Source organism: Alteribacter aurantiacus DSM 18675, from assembly GCF_000429705.1.
Lineage (GTDB): Bacteria > Bacillota > Bacilli > Bacillales > Salisediminibacteriaceae > Alteribacter > Alteribacter aurantiacus.
Map to the genome: position 1 here is coordinate 62,872 of NZ_KE386943.1, position 24,002 is coordinate 86,873.

15 protein-coding genes are annotated in these 24,002 nt (G+C 43.4%); 4 read left to right on the forward strand and 11 right to left on the reverse strand.

Annotation, left to right across the window (positions count from 1 at the left end; all coding sequences use genetic code 11):
• Positions 1-88 precede the first annotated feature (88 nt).
• Positions 89-2,830, reverse strand: a complete 2,742-nt coding sequence (gene ppc / locus G476_RS0118815; RefSeq protein WP_026691460.1) for a phosphoenolpyruvate carboxylase — start codon at positions 2,828-2,830, stop codon at positions 89-91.
• Positions 2,831-3,191: 361 nt separating this feature from the next.
• Between ppc and G476_RS0118820 the strand changes: the two genes are divergently transcribed.
• Positions 3,192-3,467 (forward strand): hypothetical protein, encoded by a 276-nt coding sequence (locus G476_RS0118820; RefSeq protein ID WP_026691461.1) that lies wholly within the window; start codon positions 3,192-3,194, stop codon positions 3,465-3,467.
• Positions 3,468-3,547: 80 nt separating this feature from the next.
• On the opposite strand, the gene G476_RS0118825 is transcribed toward G476_RS0118820, so the two are convergent.
• Positions 3,548-4,912: a zinc ribbon domain-containing protein gene (locus G476_RS0118825; protein WP_026691462.1), complete on the reverse strand. Its 1,365-nt coding sequence runs from the start codon at positions 4,910-4,912 to the stop codon at positions 3,548-3,550.
• Between the two features lie 276 nt (positions 4,913-5,188).
• Here G476_RS0118825 and G476_RS0118830 point away from each other — a divergent pair, with 276 nt between their 5' ends.
• Positions 5,189-7,054, forward strand: coding sequence for a zinc ribbon domain-containing protein (locus G476_RS0118830; protein WP_026691463.1), 1,866 nt, complete (start codon positions 5,189-5,191; stop codon positions 7,052-7,054).
• 161 nt (positions 7,055-7,215) lie between these two features.
• On the opposite strand, the gene G476_RS0118835 is transcribed toward G476_RS0118830, so the two are convergent.
• The 5 genes from G476_RS0118835 to G476_RS23045 all read right to left on the reverse strand — a co-directional run bounded on the left by G476_RS0118835 (position 7,216) and on the right by G476_RS23045 (position 17,692).
• Complete coding sequence (locus tag G476_RS0118835) at positions 7,216-8,028, reverse strand: zinc ribbon domain-containing protein (RefSeq protein ID WP_156906641.1); 813 nt, start codon at positions 8,026-8,028, stop codon at positions 7,216-7,218.
• A 197-nt stretch (positions 8,029-8,225) separates the two neighbouring features.
• Entirely contained in the window at positions 8,226-13,955 is a 5,730-nt protein-coding gene (locus tag G476_RS22510; protein ID WP_245579701.1) for a pullulanase, read from the reverse strand.
• A gap of 334 nt (positions 13,956-14,289) precedes the next feature.
• Entirely contained in the window at positions 14,290-15,522 is a 1,233-nt protein-coding gene (locus tag G476_RS0118845; RefSeq protein ID WP_026691465.1) for a benzoate/H(+) symporter BenE family transporter, read from the reverse strand.
• A 78-nt stretch (positions 15,523-15,600) separates the two neighbouring features.
• Complete coding sequence (locus tag G476_RS0118850) at positions 15,601-16,539, reverse strand: ornithine cyclodeaminase family protein (protein ID WP_026691466.1); 939 nt, start codon at positions 16,537-16,539, stop codon at positions 15,601-15,603.
• A 355-nt stretch (positions 16,540-16,894) separates the two neighbouring features.
• Positions 16,895-17,692 carry a VanZ family protein gene (locus tag G476_RS23045; RefSeq protein ID WP_051314940.1) on the reverse strand — a complete coding sequence of 266 codons (798 nt, stop codon included), beginning with the start codon at positions 17,690-17,692 and terminating at the stop codon, positions 16,895-16,897.
• Between the two features lie 364 nt (positions 17,693-18,056).
• On the opposite strand from G476_RS23045, the gene G476_RS0118860 reads away from it, so the two are divergent.
• Both G476_RS0118860 and G476_RS0118865 read left to right on the forward strand, forming a co-directional pair.
• Positions 18,057-18,260, forward strand: a complete 204-nt coding sequence (locus tag G476_RS0118860; RefSeq protein ID WP_026691467.1) for a hypothetical protein — start codon at positions 18,057-18,059, stop codon at positions 18,258-18,260.
• A gap of 170 nt (positions 18,261-18,430) precedes the next feature.
• Complete coding sequence (locus G476_RS0118865) at positions 18,431-19,237, forward strand: carbon-nitrogen hydrolase family protein (protein WP_035187451.1); 807 nt, start codon at positions 18,431-18,433, stop codon at positions 19,235-19,237.
• A 31-nt stretch (positions 19,238-19,268) separates the two neighbouring features.
• Here the strand turns inward: G476_RS0118865 and G476_RS0118870 are convergent, their stop codons facing one another.
• The 4 genes from G476_RS0118870 to G476_RS0118885 all read right to left on the reverse strand — a co-directional run bounded on the left by G476_RS0118870 (position 19,269) and on the right by G476_RS0118885 (position 23,750).
• Positions 19,269-20,465 (reverse strand): thiolase family protein, encoded by a 1,197-nt coding sequence (locus G476_RS0118870; protein ID WP_026691469.1) that lies wholly within the window; start codon positions 20,463-20,465, stop codon positions 19,269-19,271.
• Between the two features lie 9 nt (positions 20,466-20,474).
• Positions 20,475-21,359 (reverse strand): 3-hydroxyacyl-CoA dehydrogenase, encoded by an 885-nt coding sequence (locus G476_RS0118875; RefSeq protein ID WP_026691470.1) that lies wholly within the window; start codon positions 21,357-21,359, stop codon positions 20,475-20,477.
• Positions 21,360-21,508: 149 nt separating this feature from the next.
• Complete coding sequence (gene argH, locus G476_RS22520; protein ID WP_051314941.1) at positions 21,509-22,924, reverse strand: argininosuccinate lyase; 1,416 nt, start codon at positions 22,922-22,924, stop codon at positions 21,509-21,511.
• A gap of 178 nt (positions 22,925-23,102) precedes the next feature.
• Positions 23,103-23,750: a hypothetical protein gene (locus G476_RS0118885; protein ID WP_205620310.1), complete on the reverse strand. Its 648-nt coding sequence runs from the start codon at positions 23,748-23,750 to the stop codon at positions 23,103-23,105.
• Positions 23,751-24,002 lie beyond the last annotated feature (252 nt).

Consider the following 24,002-nt stretch of genomic DNA (forward strand, 5'->3'; position numbering starts at 1 on the left):
AGATTCACTGTTTAGGTGTCAGGCACAAAAAAAGTGCCAGGCACTGTGTGAGATTGCTCACGCAGTGCCTGGCACCGTTAAAAAAGGATCAGCCTGTATTTACGAGTCCTGCTGCTACCCCTGAGATGGTTAGTAGCACTTCTGTTAATAATTCATCAGATTGATCGTCTGATTCACGCATTTTGCGAATGAGGTCCACTTGTAGGAAGCTGAGTGGATCTACATAAGGATTACGTCTGTGGACGGACCCTTGGATGTTCGGCGTGTGATCAAGGAGCTCTTTGTCTCCTGAAATGTCGAGAAGAACGTTCTTTGTACGATTATACTCCTCTTCAATGTCCCCGAAAATGCGTTCGGACACGGAGTGATCTTCCACTAGTGCAACGTATTCTTTTGCCGTTTGCATGTCGGCTTTCATCAGCGCCATCTGCAAGTTGTTCACCGTTGCTTGGAAGAACGGCCATGCTTCGTACATTTCTTGAAGCATTTTCACATTCTCTTCGGACTTCTCAGCAAAGGCTGCTAACCCAGTACCTGCGGCGTACCATGCTGGTAACATATGACGACACTGCGTCCAGGCAAACACCCAAGGAATTGCTCTCAGATCCTCAAAACGTTCACTGTTTTTACGGCTCGTTGGACGTGAGCCAATGTTAAGCTCTTTAATTTCCTCCAACGGAGTCGCTTGCTTAAAGTACGTAAGAAAATCTTTATCTGCGAAAACCAGCTGCTGATACTTAGCAAGAGACTTTTCTGAAATCTCCTCCATGGCATCTTCCCATTCTTTTTTAACCGGATCTGCGTCCTCCGTTGCACGGGCAGAAGCTTCAAGCAAGGCTGATGCTGCCTGCTCAAGGTTACGGAAGGCAATGTCGCCTAGCATGTAGCGAGACGAAAGAACTTCGCCTTGCTCCGTAATTTTAACCCCATCCCCTAGAGTTTTTGCCGGTTGAGATAAAATACTACGGTTAAGCGGTCCGCCACCTCGTCCAAGAGATCCGCCACGTCCGTGGAAGAACTTAAGACGAATGTCGAATTTGCTCGCCATGTCGTGAATCTCTTGCTGAGCTTTAAACAGCTTCCAGTTCGCTGTAATCGTACCACCGTCTTTACTTCCATCAGAGTAACCGAGCATAATTTCTTGATGGTTGCCGCGCTCGTTGATGTGGTTACGGTATACATCCATATTAAAGAGCGTCTTCATAATCTCTGGACCAGCAATCAAGTCATTTACCGTTTCAAGAAGCGGTGCCACGTTTAGCCCACTCTCCACACGCCCGTCCATGTGCAAGCGATAAATGCCCGCTTCTTTTGCCAAAACAAGCACTTCAAGAAGGTCACTGGCCGATTGCGTCATACTTACGAGATACACTTCAATGGAACGAGGGCCGAATGTATCGTGCGCTTTCTTAATCAGCTGGAATACACTGAAGATCTCTTGCGTTTCTTTAGAGTAATCTTCGTTCAATAACATCAAAGGACGAGGATCTTTTAACACACGCTCAAGAGTCTCAAGCTTCTCTTCCTCTGACAAATTGCGGTAATCGTCAGTAATGCCAACCATCTTTAGAATTTCAGCAATGGCCGTTTCATGTTCACCGCTATGGTTTCGAATATCAAGGGTAGCCAGATGGAAACCAAACAGTTCCACTTGACGAATGAGCTTGTCGAGCTTCTTCAATTTTTGTCCCGGTTGGCTATGCTCCAAAGCACTTCGTTTGATCATTTGAAGGTCTTCGAGTAATTCTTCCGCTTCGTTGTATCCTGCTTTTGACTTGTCCACGTGACGAAGACGTTTAAGCATGATCGCAAACTTCCGGCGGTAAAATTCCGTCTCGATTTTCCACGCTTCCCCTTTACGTAAATAAGCACGCTCTCCTTCTTCCACACTCTTGCGAAGCTCGTCGCTTACCGGTACGTACTTGGCGGATTGACTGAAACGACGCATCAGTTCAACCAATGACTCGTCGTACTTTTTCACAGCAAGCTCTCGTTGCAGTTTCAACGCTTCCCATGTGACGTCAGGTGTTACATAAGGATTCCCGTCTCGGTCCCCACCGATCCAAGATCCGAAGTGTAAGAAATTCGGCACTTTCCATTGATGATCTGGGAAGTAGTCATCCAGCTGGTCTTCAAGCTCTTGGTGAACAGCCGGAAGTACGCTAAAGAGGGTTTGGTCAAAATAATAAAGACCGTTTTTCACTTCATCAATAACGCTCGGCTTCACTTGACGAAGCTCGTCCGTCTGCCAAAGAGCCGTTACTTCGTTTGCCAAGCTTTCTTCCAATTTCTTACGCTCTTTTGAGGTAAGTAGAGGATTGTCGAACTTTTGAATAATAGTAGAAATTCGCTTTTGAATCTCAAGAATCGTACGCTTCGTTGCTTCGGTCGGGTGAGCCGTCATAATCAATTCAATGGATAAATCGTTCAATACTTGTTGAATCACATCGTCAGGATAGTCCGCTTCCTTGATCGCAGCTACGGCACTTTCAATCGAGAAAGGCTGAAGAATACTGTCATCCAGCTGATACTGGCGGGACCTACGAATCCGATGGTTGTGCTCCGCAATATTAATCAGATGAAAATATGTAGAGAAGGCACGAATCACATGTTTGCGCGTTGGTGATTCCAAACTCTCTATTTGATCTTTCAATTTATTGTACGCTTCATCACTGTATTCTTTTCGAAGGTCTTTTGCCGCTTCGCGAATGGCTTCAACTTTGTCAAAAAGCTCAGTACCTCCATGCTGTTTAAGGACGTCTCCAAGAATGCTTCCTAGCATTTTTACGTCATTTCGCAAAAGGGTGCTGTTGTCTGCTGTTTGTTGCATCGTAATCATCTCCTTTTGTGCTTATGGCAGGATCACTTTTCGTCAGCAGGGACATTTTCTGTCCCTATCAAGGAAAAAGAATGCTGCTCACTTATTTTTACTATCTTATCAAAAAGACATACATAAGGCTAATTTTCTGATTTTTCTCAAATATTGTCAGGAGCTATGAGAAGGATTATGCACAGTGATTAGTAAAAGGGATCAATATGACTTATTTAAAAAAACATTTAGTAATAATATAGTCCACCCTATTAACAAAACCATTCGTGACTATTCCATCTAATTATAAAAAAGCGGTTACAACAATCTAAAAAATGGGTATGATATAAATATCAGGTAAAAACTGAGTGAGGTGCATAACGTGTTTTTGAAAAAATTGAAAGAAGCCAAAGCTCTTGAAGCTACCCATATCGACTGTCCAAACTGTCGAGAAGAGACCCTGATTGACGACTGGCATACAATCGTCAAGAATACATATGGCAATGACAGCCCTGATGTTAGAATTGCGCATTTGGATAAGAAAAACAGTTTTCCATACCAATGCCCTTCTTGTTTTATGGCCTTCTCAGCCTACCAACTGACCCTTACAACGAATGACACCAGCGTTCAAACTCGCGAAAAAATGACACAAGCTTAACCATATACAAAAACTACCGTCATAATGATGAAGGTAGTTTTTTTGTTCTTTTTGGAACTCACTTATTAATTCAATTCAAATTAGCTCTTTAATTTCGCCCCCAACCAAGTTGCTAAAAAAGCAATGATCGTTGCCATGAAAAAGGCTGTCACCACGTCATTTCCTATTGTTAGCTGACTCATCGCATCGCCTCTTAGGTTAAATGCAAAGTATGAAACGATTGTACTAACCACGACTCCGTAGGTAACTGCATGAGCACCTAGTAGCTTCCATCTTTCTGCTTCATTGTTCAATGTTCCCGAGAGCTTTCTCCCAAACCAAACGAGCACCCCGACAATGACCGCAACACTCATTAAGGAAAACACGTTTCCAAGACCCATAAACGTTTCCATTTCTACAGAGAAAATAGCTAGCTGCTCTGTAGAAGCAAACTCCTGTTGAACATGAATAGGTGTAAAGTGGGCCGCTCCAAAATAGTAAACGGCAAATTGAACCATAAATACAAGGGCAGCAAAGGTCGGCCACCCATCCAAAAATGCAGCATGAATCGTTCCTTCAGTAGAGCGGAAAAACAAGATGAACAGAACGGATAAGACGAGTAACGAAGCAAGTGCCGATAGCACTCCTTGCAACACGCCGTTCACATACACATTGCTTCTCCTCAGTTCAGACCTATCCTGCCACTGCTTTGATCCAATGAGGACACCTGCCCCATATGCGACGGTTCCAACAACTAAGCCAGTAAAAAATGCGCTACCTAACGAATAGCTCTTTGTAAAGCTCATCAGCTCCATGAAGATTTCTGCCTCGCCTGCGTTACTTCGCAGGAGGGCCACAAAAAAGAAGACGATTCCGAATCCGATACCAAAAATAATTGATTGTTTTAGTCTATTCTCTTGATTCCAATTTGCTTTCGTTTGGCTGATCCAGCCTGAGACAACAACCGGTAAGACTGCAAGGAAAAAGAACGCGGCTACTGAAAAGTTAAGCCCTAGCGTATAGCTTTCGTCGAACCACTCTGATGTGAAAATGAGATCAGGTGTAACACCGAACATGTAAAGAAACGTATCTGCAATGTTAAACCAACCGAAGAATTCGGGAATAATGGCTAATGCTTCAAAACCCGCCATATCATACATGTCGTACTCAAACCCTCGTAAGAAGCCTTGGTGAATTAAAGCAACCCAAACAAAAACCAGGGCAATGGTACCAGCTACATAAGGTAATCCCGCTTTTGCATCTTCTACTGTAATGAAATTCTTTACGGTATTCAGTGAAAGTTGCCGACTCTCCCCTTGAGAAGGTGCCGTTTGTTGTTCTTCTATCACAGGCAATTGTTCTTGAGTTTCAGCTGCCTCTTCCCCTTCCTTCACTAGCGGTGTTCCGTCATTTTTACAAAACCTAGCATGTTCATCATGATGTTCTCCGCATTTTGGACAATACATGTGTGTGTCCCTCCTTAGATGTTGTTTGTCTCTAATAGGTGATTGTTTTACACCAGTTTAGTGTCCAACACTGTATGTCTATTGGTAGAAGAAGGAAGTATGCGGAGATCGTAATGGTTACAGTTTGGGAGCCAATCAAACTTTTTACTGAGACGATAAGTAGATTTTAAGAACGTAAAGGATCAGGCGTGTCGCTTCGAACAATATAAAACTCCTATGTTTTCATGACTAAAGTTCTAGTATAATAGATTCATAAACGAACAAGGAGCGATAACGATGTCATTTTGCACTTCCTGTGGCGCAAATCAAGATAAGAATGCGACTTTTTGTACATCCTGCGGAGCTAAGTCCACACAAGGGGTAACTAAGAGCACAGAGTCAGAGCAACACTCGGTAGTAGAGAAAGAACACAACGATTACAAGCCCAAAATAGTTTTAACGAAAAAACAAAAAATAGGTATTGCTTCAGCAGTAGCAGTAGCTGCCTTCTCAATTGGCTTTTATCAAGTTGGAAATTCGGCTAATGACCCACTAAAAAAGGCTGAAAAGTTTGTTAATGCACTTGAATCGGAAGATATAAATTACATACAAAGGAACCTTACGTCAGATTATGATGACTTGGATATAACCGAAAAAACAGCTGAAGATCTTCTCTACTATTTTAATGAATCCTACTTGTATGCAAAAACCGATTTTTATTCATACTTAACTGAACAAATGAACAGAATTGAAGCTCAAGAAGAGAATTCTTCCAACTTTGCTTTTGCAGATCAATCCCATCTTCCCTACCACCCTTTCTTAACGTTTGAGAAAACTGGTCGCTCTTTTTTGTTCTTTGACAAATATGAGTTTGTCCTTCAACCTTTGGAACTAAACATTTACACGAATGCTCCTGATATGGTCATTTATGTTGATGGTGAAGAACTAGATGCTCCTTATGAAAATGGAGTCTTCCAACTCGGCACCTTCTTACCTGGTTTTTATGACTTAAAAGGAGAGCTGGACACAGACTTTGTTTCATTAGAGGAAGAAGTTACGATTTCACATTTTTACGGTGACGAGGTTTATCTGAATTTAGAGATGGATGAGATCTATTTTGATTTAGAAGTAGACGAAGCAATGCTTTACATTAATGAGGATGAAGAAGGCCGACGAATCACGGCGGATGGAAATCATTTTGGCCCAGTGTTACTAGATGGTTCAATGTTGATACATATGGAAACCGACACCCCCTTTGGTACGTTAAGCACTGATCCAACAGCTATTACAAGTGACTACTACACCCCAGACTTTAAAATGAAGGATGAACAAAAGGAACATATATATGAAACCTTACACACATACATGAAAGAGCGAAGTGAAGGTGAAATGACAAGCAACCCGAACACGTTAAGTTCGGTGACTGCTTCTCACCAAGGTGATTTCAATAATTTCATCCATAATCGTAGCAACCAGCCTGCTAGCTTTTTGGATGAAACAACATACAATCAGCTCACCTTCGATGTTTATCGGAACTACGGTGATTGGGAAGTGGCAGTTTCAGTTGAAGAAGAGTGGCTAAGGGCGAACAGTGATAATACAGATGTTTATCCGGACACTACTGCATACCGTTACGAGCTTGTCTATGATGAAGAAAACAGTAAATGGTTAGTACAAAGCAGAGATTCCTTATGGAGCTTTGACTATTCAGATACCGTCTCCTTTACCTTTGATACAGATAAGCAAAGGGAAAAAATGCTTGAAGCAAGTATTGAGGATTCGACACAACCGTTTGAAACACTATTAGATTTATTTATTTCTGCAAATGTAGAAGCCATCAACTCTCATGATTCAACTGAAGTTGTCACCTTCATTGCATCCGATGCCGATGAGTACAGAAATGTGGTTGTGAATTATATCGGCTATTTAAATGATAGAGGAATTACCCAAGAGTTCTTGGGTGTTGAGGTGATTGATGTTAAAAATGAGGAGGATCAACACCACACAGTCACTACACAGGAAGAATATTTAATCCATTATGAAAGTTCACCTTCATTAGTAAAAAGCTTTGAGTCCATTTATACAGTGAAGCAAGTTTCAGGTGACGGGTTAAAAGTTGTGGAGTTGGTAGAGACCAACGAGTTATCGAGTGAAGAATACTAAAGACAAAGCTGCTCCTGATTAGGAGCAGCTTTATTACGTGAATAAATTAGAAAAGAGATCTCCTTTTTTTATGTATGCACATTGAAAGGTAAACCCGGTACACAAACAAAATAAACCAACAAAAAAAAGCTGCAGAGAATTGTGTCTCTACAGCTTCTTTCCTAAAAAGGTAGTCCGATACCCGACGGAATAAGGTTGCTAATTACAGCGTCGGCCACAATAAGCATAAGGATCAATGCAATAATGGTGATTAAAACATTGGTTAGAATGATTCCGTAAAAAGCATCGAGTCCTCCAGGACGTTTCTTATCGAATGAAAACATCGTACCTAAAAACGTGAGAGGGAAAAACATTAGACTTACAAAGGCTATCAAACTCCCAAATGCTTTGGCTGAAAGCAATGCGAAGATAAATCCAACTAAACCGATTGCCACAGGGAAAACCAAAAGTGCACCAAAACGTGAAACAACCATTTTAAAATCAGCATCTACCTGCATGAGTTTTAAAACGCCATTCATTACTCCAACCATAAGTAAAACACCTAATGTTAATACAACAGCCGGAATGACAACGGTCTCAAAAAACGGAACTGAGAAGTAAGCGTTTCTAGAAGCCCACCATGATGTCATGGGTACGATGAGTGCAAATAAGATAATGGAAATGAGCCCGTTAACAATAGACGCTTCACTCATATTTCTTGCAAATGTAAACGGTGATTTAAAAGCAGTTAAAGCAAATGAAAAATAAGCTTTCCCTACCGCTTGCCCTTGCTTAACAAATTCGCTTTCCTTTAAATTTTGTAATTGGGCACTTGCTTGCTGACTAGCGGATGATTGAGGATTGTGTGGGCCAGGTTCTGAAGTTGCCGCCATCTCCTTATGGGCCTGTGATGGAGTACCCCCTACTTTAGACCCGCACTTCCCACAAAATTTGTCTTGACTACTAAAGTGACTTCCACAAGATGAACAAAACATCTTATTCCTCCCTTATTTCGTTGTAAACGTATGTAGGTCTTGATAAAACAACAGATCTTTAGAACTAGTTTTATTTTACTATTAAATTCACATTTTTTCCATTGTTTTTTTGTGTCTTTAAGTAACTATGAACCGAAGTTACCATACAAAAAAGAAAACCGGCAGCCATATCGGCTCCCGGTTCTCTCTTACTCTATTTAATTTCCTTTACCGTTCTTTCCGTTCCCTTTACCAGGGTTCCCGGCGTGGTCCGGTTTCCCCTTTCCATTCGCATGATCCGGCTTTCCCGGTTGTCCTGCGTGTGGTGGTGGTCCTGGCTGGCCGGCATGCGGAGGTGCATTGCCGTTACCTGGTCCTCCCGGCTGTTCCTCGTCTTCTTCATCTGGAACGTCTCCACCAACACGAACAACAATCGCCGTGAGTGGATCGATCTTGATTTGCTCAGAAGTAAGCTCAAAACCTGTTGGATCGGAAACTTCAACAACACCCGCTTCATTTCCGTCTACAATGACGGTACCTTCGGTTATGTCCTCACCAATCGTAAGCGTACGTTCTTTATCGTCTGCATTCACAAACACATAGTACGTTCCTGTGTCGTCCGTGGACGCTGCTTTATATCCAATGACCAAGTCTTCTTCAGCAATCTCCGGCGCATCAATAAAGGATACCCGCTCATCAATATCCTCCATCGTTCCTAGACGGAACGCATCGGTAGAACGACGAAGCTCAATCAACCCGGTCGTATACTCCCGCGTAAGATTGTTGATCGGATACGCCTCTTCGTCCGTTGCCATCGTCCAGTCAAACTTGTTGATCATATCCGTTGAATCGTACGAATCGTGGATAAAGTACGGATACACAAACGGATTGCCATCTTTGTCAGTCATGTACGTAGACTTGTATGGTGCCGTATCTGTCTCCGCCCTGAACTGCTTCGTACGGCCAAACTCTTGTCCTGCATGGAGGAAAGCCGTCCCTTGCGCAGTCAAAACCATCGTATTTCCTAAACGAATACGCTTATGGATTTCTTCTTGATGATACTCAGGATCTTTCTTAATCGACTGTGCAATCACATCGTGCAACGTCAAGTTATCATGCGCCTCAATATACGGCACAACGTCTCCGGGGTTCGTTGCAGTAAAATTATGAGGATTTGCAGTCAGGTTGTCGTAAATTTGCTGAATGCTACGTGCCCCACCGGTAATAAAACGCGGCTGTCCTTCGCTTCCAAAGCCTGACTTCAGCTCGTTTCGGAAGTCGTCAGAGAAAGAACCAACGCTCTCTGTATGCTGCATCCAATCTTGGTCTGCAGGCATTACATCACCACCGTTTTCATCCCCTACAAACGTTCTCCAACCTTCTCCGATCATGACGACATTCGGGTTGATTTCCTTTGCTTTATCGTAAGCAATCTGAATACTTTCCGCATCATGATCACCCATCATGTCAAAACGGAAACCATCCACTTTAAACTCTTCCGTCCAGTACGTAATAGAGTCGACTAAAATACGACGAGCCATTTCGTGCGTCGTACCAAGGCGACCGCCACCGAAACTTGTGCGCGGCGTACCATCCGCATCCATGAAATGATAATAATTCGGTACAAGATCTTCAAAAATCTTCACTTGTGCCGTGTGGTTGTAAACAACATCAAGAACTACACCCATGCCACGGTTATGAATTTCGTCGATCAAGTTCTTCAATTCTTTAATACGAAGTTCCGCATCCTCAGGGTTTTCAGAGTACATACCCGTTGGTGAGAAATAACTGTGTGGGTCGTAACCCCAGTTATAGTTGTTTCCGGTTGAAGACCACTCCAACTCTCTTTCCCCGTTAGCCAACTCGTCTCCCCAGAAGTAGCTCATCACAGGTAACAGTTGGACGTGAGTTACCCCAAGAGCTTCAATGTAGTCGAGACGCTCTACAAAGGCGGCAAACGTTCCAAACTGTGCTTCCAATTCCTCATCAATCGTTGGGTCAGAAGTAAAGTCGCGAACATGAACTTCATAAATAATCGCGTCTTCTCGTTTCTCAAATCCATCAATGTCGGCAAACTCAAGATCCGGTCCGAGAGAAGATGGATCCACGATCGCAGCCTTCCCGATCACTTTGTCCTCATCCAAGTTCTCGTCAAAGTTGTTCCATGCGGCCATGGATTTCGCGTACGGATCAAGAGCAACTTTCGTCTCCCCATCACGCTCGATCGCATAATGGTAGTAAAAACCGGTGAGATCAGACTTCCCGGTGTTCCCTTTGTCGAGAGTCACTTCCCACACACCACGATCGCCATCGTTCATGTCAATATCGTCAGCCACGACCTCATACTGGTCATCACGATCATACAGAATCACACTAACGTTATCTGCTATCGGTGACCACAGCTTAAGTGTAGCCGTGCCGTCCTCATGCAATGTCGCACCAAGCTCCCCGTCATACGCATACATTTCATCGATCAAGCGCCAGCCTGCTGCCGCCTGAATAGTACGATCGTTAAATGTAACTGAAAACGGTGCCTGGTCAATGTCAAAATTACCGTGAATCAACACTTTTGTTTCGCTCTCAATTGTGACGCTGTCAAACGCAACGTCATTCCCGTCTTTATCCACAATTGTTATCTCTTCCGCCAACGTTTCTTCATCTAGCCACAATGTTGACGTGAATGTGAGCTCAATCCGTTCATTACTTAATAGTTCTCCGGACACAAGCCCCTCAAGTCGTTCAAAATAAGGATTCGTGTACACCGTCTCATCACCTTCTCGAATAAACAGCTGTTCGTTGTCTGCAAGTTGGTCAAAGCTCATATCTCCCCTCTGTTCACCAGTAGCTGGATTGAGCGTCAGAAAACCGATTTGCTGTGCGTTCTCAATCAAATCAATGTCAAGATAAGCGCCGTATTTTCCCACTTGGTCGTTAGAAAATGGTGTAGCTCCATCCGGCCAACCATCAGATGGTTCAGCTACATCTCCCCACGTCCAAAGTCTCCACGGGTCATACTCCTGATCCGTTCTTTCATAGTTGATACGAACCGTATCTTCCGGCAAGTCCACCGGCTCATAAAGCCAGACACGGTCCGTCCCTTCTTTAATCCAAACTTCATCCATATTAGGGGAAAGAATATTTAGATGCTTGTCGTCCCCATCTTTGTTTCCGTTTGTACGATCCACGACAAGGAAGCCAATCTTCTCCGCCCCTTCTTTTAGCTCAATGTCTACATACGCACCTGAGGAACTGGCTTGAGCCGCACTGAACTCCCCGCTACCTGCCACTTCAAAAGGTGTTGCTCCTGAAGGCCAATTGTCTGAAGGATTTGCTACATCATCCCACGTCCATAGTCCCCAGTTTTCATAATTATTGTCCGAGCGTTCGTAGTGAATTCTGAGCGTCTCACCTTCCACAGGGTCAACCGTCCCATCTACAACAAACGAACCCCCTTCTACTGTTAAAAGAACAGTACCTCCATCACTCATAGCAGGAATGTTAATCGTAACGAGACCATCCTCATTTACATCGTATCCTGTTCCACTGTAGGCGTCCGTTACAATCGCCCCGAAGGAGTCTACTTCAAGAGTAACGCTCTGCTCTTCTTCTGACGTGTTAAATCCAACATACACTTCCTCATTATCGTAACTTCTTTCAAACAAAAGAAATTCTTCTTCATTAGAACCAGCTACCGTACTACGATCTCCTCGAGCAAAAATAGCCGAATGCTCTCCGCGGAAAGAAAGGAGCTTTTGATAATGCTCAAGAATGTCGTTCTCTTCTACTTCGTCCCACGCCATATCGTAGCGGTTGTCATAGAAAGGATAATTATCGTCACCGCTTAAACCAAGTTCTTCACCGTAGTAAATGACGGGCTGACCTTTAGCTGTAATCTGAAGGCCTGCGGCTACTTTCAGTTTTCCTTCATCACCACCGACCATTTCAAGAAACCCTTGCTCGTCATGGCTTCCGAGGAACTGGCCTAATGTAGCTGTGTTGTCCAATTGCTGATTACGGGCTTCAAGTCGGCTGCTCGCTTGCTCAAGATTCCCATTGGCAAAGTCTCTAGCCGTATACTTAAAATCAAAATCGAGGAGTGAATCCATCGTGCCAGTTCTAAGATAGCCATAATCATTGTTTTGGCCGGCACCCCATGCTTCACCAATCATTTTAAACTCAGGCATTTCACGGGTAAGTTCGTTCTTAAACGCCATCCACGTTGTATCTTCCACGTGTTTGACCGTATCCACTCGGAAGTAATCGATTGTGTTCCCATTAGCTGTACGAGATTTTTCAATCCAATCGGTTTGCCATTCAATGATTTGCTCACTTACTTCAGGATCTTCTGTAATGAAGTCCGGAAGTCCTGCAAGTTCACCTGTAACTTCATCAGTTCCAACATTCGGACCTTGACGAAGCATGTCACTAAAGATCGCACGCTCATTATCTGTTGGGTACCCTTCCGGTCGCTCGCTTTCAGGAAGGTCGCCATCCATTTCTTTTAACCCATAACCAGTATGGTTAAGAACCACGTCAACCATGATCTTCATTCCACGCTCAGCACTTTCGTCGATCAGTTCGTGGAAGTCTTCCATCGAACCGAAGTGTGGGTTGAGCTCCGTAAAGTCGCCTGCCCAATAACCGTGGTAGCCGAAGTAAGGCTGGTCTTCTGGACCTTCAGTCGTATTAAAGCGAACGTCATACTTTATGTTCTCTACAATCGGGCTAATCCAAATCGTGTTAATTCCTAATTCATCAAGGTAATCGAGCTGCTCGGTAATTCCTTTGAAGTCTCCACCTTGGTATGTTCCTCGCTTGTCCGTATCGTAATCCATTCCATATGGATCATTATTGCTTTTGTCACCGTCAAAGAATCGGTCAGTAAGCATGAAATAAATCAATGCTTCATCCCAATCAAAGTCGTCCTCACCAACGAACTGACGGGTTTTTACTTCAAGTTCCGCAGATCCTTGATGGCGGTTGCCATACTCGTCCACTGCAGTAATCGGAATCTCTTTGGTCCCAGCGGTTACGTCATGAGCAACCGAAAGTGTAATCTCATTTATTTTAAGATCAATGTTAAGACGTTCCGGTCCACCAAGAGAAGTCGTATCTGCATATACCTCTCTAATGGACGCATCACTCTCAACATTTACTGAAAGAACAGCATTATCATTATAGTCAATCGCACCAGGCTCAACAGCACCTGAAATCTCAACGTTTGCTGAGAAGTTCCTCACCACTGACTTCCCATCCACCGTATTGTACGGATCGGACACTTCAGTTGTTTCACCGTCTTTTGTTACCAAATAAGTGTATTCGTGCTCCCCCTCTGGAAGGCTCTCATACGTGTAGACAAACCTCTCATTTTTCGATTCATAGTCGAGCTCATGGGTTCCTCCGAGAATACTGAGCTCCACTTTATCAATCGCGTCCATCTCATCATCTAAATAAAGAGCAGGATCCCGATAGAAAAACGTTGCTGTTCCGTCATCAACATCCGGACCAGAAACAGTCGGTACAGTATGGAAATCTGTTTCTCCCTGCTTGATATGTACCTTGGTTACAGGGTCTTGTTGATTCACTCGGATCGACCGGTCCATTTCTTGCCCATTCGGTTCTCGGTCAGACCAATCGTCCTTTCTAACAATAAAGCCGATCTCTCTCGTGTTCGCTCCTACTTCAATAGAGGCAGTGGCTGTGTTTTCCCCAAACTCTGTAAAATCAATGTTGTCATCTTGCACCCCAGTATTCCAAACCCAAACATCCCAACCGTCAAATTTCCCATCTTCCCGCTCGTACGTAAGTTTCACTGTACGATTCTCATAACTGTTCGTAACTCCTTCATCTGCACTCACTTGCCCCGCCGGTACGAAAAACGGCAGCATGCTAATCAGCATCACCCAAACCATAAACAACGACGAATAACGTTTCGTTTTCCTTCTCATCCCTTTCATCCCCTTTAAATAATAATCAAAAAAGACTACTACCAAACCCTCCTTTTTCCATCCATGCATTTAGTGAAAGCGTTTGCACAAAAGCTCAAAAATAATGTTTGTCCAGAAACAACCTCTTAATATTTCTGTGCAAACGTTTTCATCTTTATTATACAATTGAGTATTTTCAAAATAAATAGGTTCATAGATACATAAGGCTACACACCAACAACTCCCTTCATGAGTAAATTTACCCACTAAGTCTTGTCAGTTCCATTGTCATATAAAAGGTGCCAGGCACTCTGTGAAATTTTGATCACAGGGCCTGGCACCTTTCATTACAACGTTAAGCTGCTTCTTTCACTTCATTCTCTGCTCGTTCCTTAAATTGATTTCCTTCCACAATTAGAGAAACGAGAATTCCTCCGATAATCGCCCAAAATGGTGAGCTAATACCGAAAAATTCGACTCCTGACATAGCAATAATCAATGCGAAGAAGGCTCCGACTTGGAACTTTTTCTGTGAAAAAGCACTTTGCAACGAACTTAATAAAACACCAATGATTGCAAGTCCAGCTACAGTTCCAATAAGAACACCTGGCATGGCGGTCACAAATGGTACGAGCAACCCGGCAAAGATGGCAAACGCCATAAAGGTAAATCCATTTACAACAACCGCAGTATACCGACCTTCTTTGACACCTGCTTCTTTAGACGCACAAATTGCTGTCATCGGCCCTGCTACGTTAGCATTATGGCCGCCGAAGAAAGCTGTAATGATACCTCCTAAACCACTAAAAATCGTCATGGCGTTAACAGGCGGCTTGTACTTCTGCGCCATTAGAACCCCAGTTGCTTGGGCATTCTCAGCACCAACAACCAATAAGGCTAACGGAATTGCAATGGAGACGATCGCCTCTAGGCTGAATCCAGGCACCATCAGTTGAGGGACTGTAAATTGCGTCTCAATCCCTTGCATTTGGAATTCGCCAAGAACAATGGCGAGAATGACCGCGACAGTAAATGCCATAATGATCGGCGGAATTTTATCCGTAATTTTTGATGAAACCAAATACAAGAGAATGGCGGATCCGGCAATGAGCGGGGCTTGTTCGATGCCCAAAATCATGTCGGTTCCAAAACGAATCAGTGCACCAACGATCATCGCCATTACAATTGGGGCCGGAATCCAATACATCACTTTCCCGATCCAACCGGTCACTCCAAGAATAAGAACGATCAGACCGGCCACGATATATGCTCCCATGGCTTCAGCTAGGGTAAATTGCGTTAAAGCTCCTGCAATTAAAACAGCACCTGGAATCGACCAACCACCTGATATTGGTTGACGATAACGAAGAGCCATATATAAACCTAAAAGTCCTGCAAAGAAATAAATCGCAAAGATCCAAGAAATTGTCTGCGCTTCCGTAAGACCGCCATCGGATGCGCCTCCAATAATAATGAGTGCCGGTCCTGTACAGCCAAAGATTGTTGCCAAGAGACCAGCACTAATGGTTTTCGCATTTAAATACTTTTTGGATTCTCTTAAGCTGTCCATCATGTTGTACGTATCCAATGTCTTTTCCACTTCCTTTTCCATTACTGGTGCCAGGCACTGTGTGTATGTATGAACACAGTGCCTGGCACCGAAGAATTATTTCTCTAGCTTTTTATAGATGAGAATCGCAGTGACAAGATCATAGATTGCCATTCCAACTGACTTAAAGACAGTGAACGCTTCTTTTTCCGAAGCGAAGCGCTCCCCACCTTTGATAAGATCTTCCAATGTGAAGATGTGCTCGTCTTTTAAGCCATTTTCTTTGGCACTAATCATATCTCCGCATTCTTTTAGGGCAGTCAATGTATCCACATAAGCATGTTCCGCTCGATCAAACACATAGTCAGGAATTTCTTGCATAAACGGACGAAAAGATCCACAGCCGACGATGTGTTTCCCAGCAAGTTCTTCCTCACTCAATTCCGGTAGTACAGACGTTTTACTACTGGTGGCTGTGACGATAATATCAGATTGCTTCATGAGATCTTCCGTTTCCGCAAATGTTACCTCAAGCTCTGGGAAGTGCTTGTTTACTTTTTCAATATAGCGATCTACATTCTCTCGTTTACGGCTGTACACGTACACTTTTTTAATCGGACGCACAGCACAAGCCGCTTGCAGATGACTGAAACCTTGAACCCCTGTACCGATAATGCCTACTGTGGAAGAATCCTCTCGTGACAGATACTTCATGCTGATGCCTCCAAGTGCACCGGTTCGAAGGGCGGTTATGCCTTGAGCATCCATCAGTGCAACCGGCTCCATCGTTTCCCGTTTACTCAAAAGCATCAGGGCATTAATCGTGTCTTTTCCAAGGTTCGGGTTATTTGGTGCTACGCCAACAAGTTTTGTACCATAGTAACCTTCAAAGAATGAGGGCATTAACAAGATCGTGTTGTCTCCATCTTCTTCGTGCATGCGTTCTGGGACATGTACACTTTCTTGATCCCCGTTTATATAAAAGTCTTCAATGGCTTTAATTACATCACTCATAGAAATAAGTTCGTTGATTTTTTCGTTCGTTAACTGATGCATTCGTTGCGTCCTCCTCGTTGTCTTTAGAAAGGCGTTGAGTTCGATCTTTAACTTTTTCAATGCTTTCGTCTTTGCTTCTGGTTCATGATTTTAACACGATGAAAGAATATGTAAAGGCTGGCCGACATGGCTTAAACCCTCTAAAACCGCTTATTTTTTATCGTTTTATCAAGCATTTAATCCTATACGAGAGAATGTGCTTGCTATCTATAGGAAGACAAAGGTCATCTCCAATCACAACGTTAAAGATGGCTTAATTATAGAATAGTGAGAAAAATGAAGAATTTTAATTTCTTCAAAAAAAAGTGCCAGACCCTGTGTGAAATGGTCCACACAGGGTCTGGCACCTAGTCGGTTACTTCCGGTCCCACCAGCTTGAAGTTGTCACTTTCATTAAGGCCACTGTTGTACCGATGAACCCTCCTACAGAGTCGAGAATGACGTCCTCCACAATACCGGACCGCGACGGAATGAAGGTTTGTCGGTATTCATCCAACGCCGCGTAGGCAACAACGACCGTCATAGCAATCACAAATGATACAACAGTCCGTTTGTTAAATCGGTATGCCAACAAAAACACAAAAAATCCGAGTAATCCGAATAGGGTCAAGTGCGCAGCTTTTCGAATGAGAAAAGTAAGTAAACCATCAACACCCAGGCGCTCCAATGAAATTTCCGACCCGGCATATGTAAAGTGGACTCTGTCCAACACAGCTACAATCGTATTAAAAGAACCATGGCTTCTAACTAGCTCAATGATAGCGTCACTTTTTAAGAGTGCGAGTCCAGCTAGAGCGAACATAAATAAGATCCCTGTATAAATAAAGGCTTTCATCGCTTTTTTTAATCGTGAGTCTGATGAGCGGAACAATCTGAAAAACACGGCTGCAATGACCAGTGCAACAGCAACAATTCCAGCCAGCGCCACATTCGGTCTATTTTTAGCCACTGAAATGCCTCGCTCAACGATGCGATCAACCCGATCCATCACCATTGCTACGTTCTCTTTCACAAAGTTTCTATCCGTCACACGATCAAGAACCGGACTGAGATCTTGTTGATCCGATGACTGAGAAGAAGCAATAAAGATGACACTCATAACGATAAGAATGGGAATGATATTAAGAAGAAAGACAGTTATTGTTTTTTTCATAGATGCTCCTTTAATTCACTTGATGTCTATATATAACGATATTAGAAGGGGAATAGTTTCAATGAATTTTAACAAAGCATCACAGGTGTATTACAACCCAGAAAAAGCAGACTTATGTCAAACCAGATGGTTGTACCTATACAAGGAACATTATACTCACATTGCAAGCTCTATCCTCTGACCTACTTTAACGCAGCTCATATAAGTCAGAGTATGTGTTTTTCTTATCGACTGAATATTCGACCTCTTTCGCTGAAGTTATGGGTAATAATAAACACATAGCGAAGGAAAAGGGATAACAGGTCCACTAGGTGGCGCTCTCCAAATACTCCCTTCGTGCGGTTAAAAAAGAGGAGGACTGAAGATGAAAACGTTGTGGCACGAAATAATGGTCGATCTCTATTTGCACAAATACAATCAATGCAGTGAAACAGATCATCAACAGCGAAGCATCCTCATCAAAAAAGTGTTCCACCACCAGGACCATATATTGAAAAGAAAAGTGGCCAAGCACACTAAAAAGGCAGAATCCAACATGAAAAGCTACAGAGAGCGTCATTCTCTGTAGCTTTTTGTTTACTAGTAAACACCTTTGTCACGTATGACCATTTTAAACAAACGTTTATTTACACTGCGAATCATGTACTATTTTCGTGGCTAGAAGAAAACATGAACAAGGCAATTGCAACATACACTGAACCGATTCGTAGCATCCCACTTGATGAGGAGGGTTCTTTTATGAAAATCGCCGGCTGTCAAATAATCATTCCTTCTCTAACAACTGTTGCTGAAAGAAACGCTCATATCAATGAAGTAATGAAGCGAACCAAAGAAGCTCTTATTGGCAAAGATGTTGACCTTCTTGTTTTTCCTGAACTCTCAACCATCTCATATAACATCAACACATTTGCACACATAAATGAGCTCGCAGAGGAGCGATTTGGCTATTCCTACAAGGCCTTTGCTACTCTTGCAAAAGAGCTACAGGCTCATGTTTGTTACGGGCTACCGCTAAAAGAGAATGGTAGCCTCTTTATCTCTCAGGTTGTTATCGATCCACAAGGAGATTACGTTATTCACTACAACAAGATTCATCTTGCCCAATTCGGGGCATCTGCAGAAAAACAATATTTTACTAGAGGAAATCACTTATCCGAGTTTGAAATTAAAGGCTTCACGTTCGGACTAATGATTTGCTATGACATGCGATTTCCCGAACTGGCCAGGTCCTATGCTTTGGACAAAAACGTCGACTGCCTCCTACATCCAGTTGCCTTCTATAAAGACCAGTCGTATCCTAGCTGGCATGCCTTCGTTCAAACACGCTCGCTAGAAAATCAAGTGTATATGCTAAGCCTTAATCAAGCGGGCCAATCATACGGCAACTCCATCTTCTGTCCACCTTGGATTGATTATGACAACAATGCAACCAACTATGGGGGAAAAGAACAGTTCCTCACCTTCGAATTAACAAAAGAGGCGATTAAACAAAGCCGAACAGAATACACGCTCCGAGAAGACCGATGGGAGCCAGGCACTGTGTGAATACGTAAAGACAGTGCCTGGCTCCCAAAACTTATCGCTCAACCACCATGGCAATTCCTTGCCCTACGCCAATACACATGGTAGCTAGTCCTCTTTTCACATCTCTCTTTTTCATCTCATGAATCAACGTTGTAAGAATCCTCGCACCACTAGCTCCAAGGGGATGACCAAGTGCAATTCCTCCCCCATTCACGTTGACAATGCTATCGTCTAGATCCAGCTCTCGCATACAAGCCAAAGCCTGAGACGCAAACGCTTCGTTTAGTTCAATCAGACCAATGTCTTTCATTCCGAAACCAGCTCGTTCCAACGCCTTCCGAGTAGCAGGAACCGGTCCCATTCCCATTACCTGAGGCTCCACCCCGGCGACCGCCATTGAGCGAATTACAGCCAGTGGTTCAAGTCCCAGTGCCTCCGCTTTCTCTTCACTCATCACAAGCAAAACCGACGCTCCATCGTTCACCCCGGATGCATTTCCTGCTGTAATCGAGCCGTCGTCAAAAAGAGGTCGAAGCTTAGCGAGATTTTCCATTGATGTGTTTGGGCGTGGGTGCTCATCCGTTGTAACTGTCACTTTCTCTTTTCGATTCAACCAGGCTTCCACTGGGACGATTTCGTCTTCAAAACGCCCCTCTTTTACGGCTGACACTGTTCGCTCCTGACTCCTTAGAGCTAATTGATCTTGCTCCACCCGTGAGATCCCGAAGCGATCCGCTACGATTTGAGCGGTTTCCGGCATGGAATGGGCACCGTATTCTTTTTCCAAAGTAGGGTTTGTGAACCGCCACCCGATGGTAGTATCGTACATTTCCATGTTGCCACGAGGAAACTCTTTATCAGGCTTAGCCATGACCATTGGAGCACGCGTCATACTTTCCACGCCACCAGCCAAGAACATATCGCCTTCTCCCATCGCAATCGCCCGGTATGCATACCCCACCGCATCCAATCCCGATCCGCACAATCGATTGACCGTCGTACCTCCTACTTCTTGTGGAAGACCGGCCAATAAGGCGGCCATTCTGGCTACATTACGATTATCTTCTCCCGCTTGATTGGCGTTTCCGAGCACCACTTCTTCTATTTCCCCTGGATCGATTGCTGGGTTTCGTTCCAACAATCTAGTAATCACTTGCGCAGCCATGTCGTCTGGACGCAAGTGTTTATAGCTACCTTTATAGCGGCCGATTGGAGATCGAACGGCGTCTACTATTACAACTCTCTTCATCGTCGTCACCTACTTTGTCAAAGTTTCGCTCACTTGTTCAGTTGAGGTATAATCATACACACCTTTTCCGGTTTTTTTACCCAAACGGCCTGCCTTCACATACTTTCTCAGCAGTGGGCTTGGACGAAACCGTTCACCAAGGGTTTCATGGAGGTACTCCAAGTTCCGCAGACGCGTATCAAGTCCAACGATGTCGCCCAGCTTGAATGGTCCCATAGGATAATTGAGACCTAACTCAATAGCCTTATCGATCTCTTCCGGCGTCCCAACCCCTTCCATCAGCATGTTGAACGCTTCGTTACCAACAAGGCAGCTGATACGACTCGTCACAAAGCCTGGAAATTCATTGACCACAACCGTTTCTTTCCCCATCATGCGTGCGACAGCTTCGGTGATCTCAGCCGTTTCATCGGATGTTTCAAGGCCACGGATGATTTCAACAAGCTTCATCTTTGGCACTGGGTTAAAAAAGTGCATGGCAATCACGTTCTCAGGTCGTTTTGTAAATGAACCGATTTCTGTAGGGCTCATGGTGGAGGTGTTTGTAGCTAAAATAACGTTCTTGTCCACAACGCGATCCAGTGTCTCCATCACTTGCTTTTTAATCTCCAACTTCTCGGGCACCGCTTCAATTACAAAGTCCGCACTCTCCGCCCCTTTTTGCAAATCGGTCGTATATGTAACGCGACTTTGAACTTCTTTTCCTTCATCGGGGTCTATCTTTCCACGATTCACACCTTGCTCTACGAAACTCGCAATCTCGCTTCTTGCCCCTTCAATCACATCAGAAGAAATATCTGTAAGTGTAACGTCGAATCCTTTCACTGCAGCGGCATAGGCAATTCCCCTACCCATAATGCCTCCGCCCACAACCAAGATGTTGGAAATGTTCATTTTCTTTTTCCTCCTACAGATTATTTGATAGCGCTTACAAAATAACGGTTAATGTTTTAAAAATTCAGAAATAAACTACTCCATTATTATAAAAGAAACTTGTGGAAATAGAAAGGTGCCAGGTCAAAGGGGGACGGTTCTTTTGCTTCCTAAGATGCAGAAGAACCGTCCCCACCACACAACAAACGAGCTTTCGCCCTCTTTATCTGCTTCTTTACCTCTTCTGGCGCCGGCCCTCCCGGCGTGGTTCGTACAGCGATGAACATCTTTGGATCGATCATTTCGTGATACAACGCTTCTGAAATCAGTAGCATTTTTTCCGTTTTCTCAGCAACAATACCTTCAAGAACACCTTTTGCCTTACTGTCCACAGGTATGATTCCTTTTTCACTTAACTCCTTTATAAATAATGCGGTTATTCCATGAGCTTGGCGGAATGGAATACCAAACTCTCTCACAAGACGATCAGCAATCTCGGTGGTTGTCGAAAACCCTTCTTCGCACCGCTTTAACATCAGTTGCTTGTTAAACGAGCAATTGCCGATGACTTCAGTTAAAAGACTTACTACACTCATGGCACCCGTAAAGCCTTTATATAACCCTTCTTGAATGTCATCACCAACATCTACAATATCCCCAAACGGGACGTTATGGAGAAGGTCACCAACTCCCCTTAACTGCCCGAAACTCCTGCTGATAAACGCCCGAGTATGCTCAAGCGCGGACGGGTTCCTTTTTTGTGGCATCACACTCGAGATTTGAACAAGAGAGTCATCGAGTTTTAGTACGTCGACCTCATTACTAGCCCAAAACATCAAATCGTGAACAAACCTTGATAGTGTTGTAAGAGAGATGGAAATCACCGACGCCAGTTCTAACATATAATCACCAGCACTAATCGCATCATACGTACTTCCCATCACTCGAGTAAAACCGAGACGATCACTCATAAACTGTCTATCAACCGAAAAGCCGGTCCCTGATAGAGCAACAGCCCCCATTGGACATTCATTGATACGTTCATAAAGGGCAACCGCTCGGTCATAATCCCGTTTCAGATTCTCTTCAACGGCCAGCAAATAATGGGCAAGTGTTGTGGGTTGGGCCTGTTGACCATGAGTATAAGCAGGCATTACCGTATCGGTATGTTGCTCGGCTAATGCCAATACTCCATTCCTTAACGACACAAGACCTTCCATCCATTTCATCAACTGATTCCGCCAAAACATCCGATACATCGTTGCATCCATATCGTTTCGACTGAATGCCATGTGAAGATTTCCTGCAACGTCTTCTCCTAGCCTCTTGTTCAACTCGTGTTCGATCATAAAGAAAAGATCTTCAAACTCCCCAGAGTATTCTTTTTGGAATCCTTTCTGTTTCATGTCCTCTAGTTCTTTTCTAAGTGCACGTACTTCCTTTTTATCTACTAACTTTTGTTTTCCGAGCATCGTAATATGAGCAATATTAATTTCCAAGATGTGACCGAGAAAGTGCTCTTTAGTAAATGTATATTGAGGCTCGAGCACATGCTTAATGTATACGTCCGATCTCCTTTTTTTCACCGTTCATCCTCCGAAATCGTTGATGATTATCAATATGTTAAGCACAAAGAAACGGTGTTTTTAATAACAGCTTATTGCAAATATCGCCTCTTTTTTCAGGTTAAATAAACGTTTAATTAATAAGACATATGCTGACAATTTCCCAAGAAATAATTTCTCAGACTACAAGAATTGACCTTTATTTCACCCATAGTTGAAACGAGATGTTATGTCTCCTCCACGTTGCACTAACAGGCATCGCTTGTGCTTTTAAATTAGTTGGAACGACCAACTCATTATTTTTTGAAGAGATCTCTTTTGTAACAACCTCTCCCCCTATAAGATAAGCAATCTCAAGAGTATAGTTATGACTTAGTTGATTACTAAAATCAATTCGAATTCGGTCTCCTTCTTCAACTTGATTTACCTTATATTGAGGATCTTGCAAGATGCCTTTAGGTAAGAGATATGGCTCACCAATAGGGTTTCTCTCGTCATCCCGAAACCCAGTTGAGCTAAAGCTTTTGCTTACTTGTTCGCCAATAACCTTTTCATCATTAATAAATACGTTAGCCTCAGGAAAACCAACTTCATCTAACTGGGAACTTTCTTTTGACACATGATAGTTTGTTAACCACGTAGGCGTAAGTGCAACAAAAATCATGACTACCGGCGTTACTTTTAACATGTTACTTTGCTTTCTCCCATTCGTATGAGGCCACTCGTCAAATGCAAAGAAAAACACCCCCATAACCGTGGTCAAGGCTACAATGCTATCAAACCCTCCAAAGAAGAATTGACCCAGGAGGAATGCTGGTACAACATGCACAACAAAGTTAATGAGCACCCTCACAGGACCGTTAAGATTTTTCGTAATTATTCCGGCCACACATGTAACAGGTACTGCTGTAATTAAAATAATCGGAACCCCAAATAAAATTGACCAATAGAAAGACGAAAGACGAAAACATACCCCATAGATCATATGTACGAGTCAAATTAGAACTTAAAAAGAATTGGCTAATCGGTCCCCAAATCCATAATAAAATGACAAATGCAATCAATGACTTTAACGTTACTTTTAACTTATGTAAAAACA

Bases quoted from the DNA above. Each gene is read 5' to 3' on its own strand.
- ppc (WP_026691460.1), bottom strand. From the start codon at position 2,830: ATGCAACAAACAGCAGACAACAGCACCCTTTTGCGAAATGACGTAAAA.
- G476_RS0118825 (WP_026691462.1), bottom strand. From the start codon at position 4,912: ATGTATTGTCCAAAATGCGGAGAACATCATGATGAACATGCTAGGTTT.
- G476_RS0118830 (WP_026691463.1), top strand. From the start codon at position 5,189: ATGTCATTTTGCACTTCCTGTGGCGCAAATCAAGATAAGAATGCGACT.
- G476_RS0118835 (WP_156906641.1), bottom strand. From the start codon at position 8,028: ATGTTTTGTTCATCTTGTGGAAGTCACTTTAGTAGTCAAGACAAATTT.
- G476_RS22510 (WP_245579701.1), bottom strand. From the start codon at position 13,955: ATGAGAAGGAAAACGAAACGTTATTCGTCGTTGTTTATGGTTTGGGTG.
- G476_RS0118850 (WP_026691466.1), bottom strand. From the start codon at position 16,539: ATGCATCAGTTAACGAACGAAAAAATCAACGAACTTATTTCTATGAGT.
- G476_RS23045 (WP_051314940.1), bottom strand. From the start codon at position 17,692: ATGAAAAAAACAATAACTGTCTTTCTTCTTAATATCATTCCCATTCTT.
- G476_RS0118860 (WP_026691467.1), top strand. From the start codon at position 18,057: ATGAAAACGTTGTGGCACGAAATAATGGTCGATCTCTATTTGCACAAA.
- G476_RS0118865 (WP_035187451.1), top strand. From the start codon at position 18,431: ATGAAAATCGCCGGCTGTCAAATAATCATTCCTTCTCTAACAACTGTT.
- G476_RS0118870 (WP_026691469.1), bottom strand. From the start codon at position 20,465: ATGAAGAGAGTTGTAATAGTAGACGCCGTTCGATCTCCAATCGGCCGC.
- G476_RS0118875 (WP_026691470.1), bottom strand. From the start codon at position 21,359: ATGAACATTTCCAACATCTTGGTTGTGGGCGGAGGCATTATGGGTAGG.